The 2401-nt window shown below is 74.8% G+C and carries 2 protein-coding genes; one reads left to right on the forward strand and one right to left on the reverse strand.

The genetic code is table 11. From position 1 onward, the window contains the following. The coding region (gene bioD, locus O3Q52_RS51990; RefSeq protein WP_269655385.1) for an ATP-dependent dethiobiotin synthetase BioD at window positions 1–554 on the forward strand (554 nt) is incomplete at its 5' end. A 92-nt stretch (window positions 555–646) separates the two neighbouring features. On the opposite strand, the gene O3Q52_RS51995 is transcribed toward bioD, so the two are convergent. Next, a partial coding sequence (locus tag O3Q52_RS51995) for a LuxR family transcriptional regulator (RefSeq protein ID WP_269655386.1) occupies window positions 647–2401 on the reverse strand: 1755 nt, incomplete at its 5' end.

Here is a 2401-nt window from a genome sequence, read left to right on the forward strand (position 1 = left end):
ACGAGGTGGCCCGGCTCGCGGGCCCGGTGACGTCCGTCGAACTCGCCCGCTACCCCGAGCCGTTGGCTCCCGCCACGGCGGCCCGGCGCTGCGGTCTCGCGCCCGTCCGACCGGCCGAAGTGGCGGAGGCGGCGGGCAAGTTGGCCGCCGACCACGACCTCGTGCTGGTCGAAGGGGCGGGCGGCCTTCTCGTACGGTTCGACGACGAGGGCGGCACACTCGCGGACGCGGCACGACTGCTGGACGCACCCGTCCTGGTGGTCGCATCAGCCGGACTCGGCACGCTCAACACGACGGAGCTGACGGCCCGCGAACTGCGGGCCCGTCGCCTCGACCTGCTGGGTGTCGTACTGGGCAGCTGGCCGAACGACCCGGACCTCGCATCACGTTGCAACCTCGCGGATCTGCCGACGGTCGCCGAGACACCACTCCTCGGTGCGGTTCCGGAGGGTTCGGGTCAGCTCCCTGCAGCGGACTTCCGCACTATGGCGGGCAGTTGGCTCGCACCACGGCTTGGGGGAACGTGGAACGCGGAGGCCTTCAGCTCCCCTTGAGAGGCGCGGGGCTGTGACATTTTGCGGCTCCGCCGCGTGGGCGCGACCAGCCGCAACCGGCCCGCGGACAAAGAACAGCATCCCGGCGGCGCTCACTCCTCCGACGCCAACAACCTCACCAGCTCGATCCGCGACCGAATACCAAGCCGGTTGAACACCCCCCGCAGATGGTGATCGATCGTGCGCGGACTGAGCAGCAGCCGGGAGGCGATCTCCCGGTTGGTCGCCCCGTCGGCGGCCATGCGGGCCACCGTCAGCTGCTGGGCGGTGAGCAGTGCGGCCAAGTCGCGTGCCCCGCCCGGCGGTTGGGCGGGCTCACCCAAGGCACGGAGTTCCCCCCGCGCCTGCGCGGCACACTGCGGCGCACCGAAGTGCAGGAACGCTTCGAGCGCGCTGTGCAGCCGGTCACGCGCCTCCGTACGGTTGCGCTGCCGTCGAAGCGCACCGCCGAACAGCAGCTCCGTACGGGCGCGTTCGAAGTCGCGGGTACCGCCGGCATGCAGGTCGAGGGCGGTCCGGTAGTGCTCGACGGCTTCGGGCCCGGTGGCCAGCAGGGCGCGGCAACGGGCGCTGAGGGCAAGGTCGTCGGGGCTGCGGACGGCGCTCGCCCAGCGGTCGTAGTCGGCGTGGGCGGCCCGTGCGACGCGGGTGTCGCCGGTTCGGACGGCGGCTTCCACGTAGTGCGGGGTGGCGAGATGGCGTACGGCCCGGTGTCCGTGGCCGGGGCCGAATCCGGCGAGGGCGCGCAGCCGGGACGCGGACGCCGCGTAGCGACCGGTGCTGAGGTCGAGGAAGGCGAGCGCCCACAGGGCGAGGGCGGCGGCAAGGCCGAGGCCTCGTGCCAGGGCGTAGGTACGGGCCGCTTCGGCGCGGGCCCGGCAGACGTCCTCGTCGCCGGTGACGGCGGCGAACATGGCGAGGGCGGCCTGGAGATGGCAGGCCCCGTTGTCCTGCCCGGTGGCGTACGCCTGGCGCAGGGCGTCCAGGGTGGCGGCGCCCGCGGCCCGTGGGCGGCCCGTCCAGAACTCGGCGTACGCCCGGAACTCCATGGCCTGCGGGACGGTCATGGACTCGCCCCTGGCACGGGCGGAGGCGGCGGCGCGTACGGCCGCGGAGGCGGCGAGGGTGTGGTCGCCGAGCATCAGAGCGGCGATCGAGGAGTGGATCAGCGAGGTGGGGTCGCCGCCGGGTCCGCAGCGCCCGGCGGCCGCTTTCAGGAGGTCGCGGGCGTCCTCGTACCGCCCTTCGAACGCGGCGGCCAGTCCCCCGAGCGTGCCGGGTGACACGATCCCGTACCGGTCGGCGACGACCGCGGCCTCCAGGCATCGGCGCAGGTCACCGGTGTAGACGGCGGCTTCGGTGGCACGTGCCACCAGGTGCGCGGCAACGTCGGGGGCGGCCGGCGCGGCAGGGCGTACGCCTCGGACCGCGCCCGCGCCCTCGATGAGCGCGCCGCCGACCGTGCGGTCGCCGTCGGTGCCTCTGCCCGGTTCGCCGGCGAGTGCCCGCTCCCCCGACTCCACTCCGCGTACCGCCTCCGCGAGCAGCGCGTCGAAGGCCTCCGTGGCGTTCCCCGCGCGTAGAGCGAGCAGTCCGCTCAGCCCGTCGACGTCTCCGTGGGCCGCGAGGCGGCGGGCCCGGTCGGCGTCGCCGGAGCGCCAGGCGTCGGCGGCGGCCCGGGCCAGCAGGCGGGGTCGTTCCCGTGGGTCTGGGGTCAGTACGGCGGCCCGTTCGAGGAGGGCGCAGGCCAGCGCGTGTTCGCCCGCGGCCCGGGCCTCGTGCGCCGATGTGCGCAGCTCCCCCGCGAGCCGTCGGCTGGGCCCGAGTGTGGCGGCGGCGCGGTGCCA

The sequence above is a fragment of the Streptomyces sp. ActVer genome (assembly GCF_027270795.1).
GTDB classification, from domain to species: Bacteria; Actinomycetota; Actinomycetes; order Streptomycetales; family Streptomycetaceae; genus Streptomyces; species Streptomyces umbrinus_A.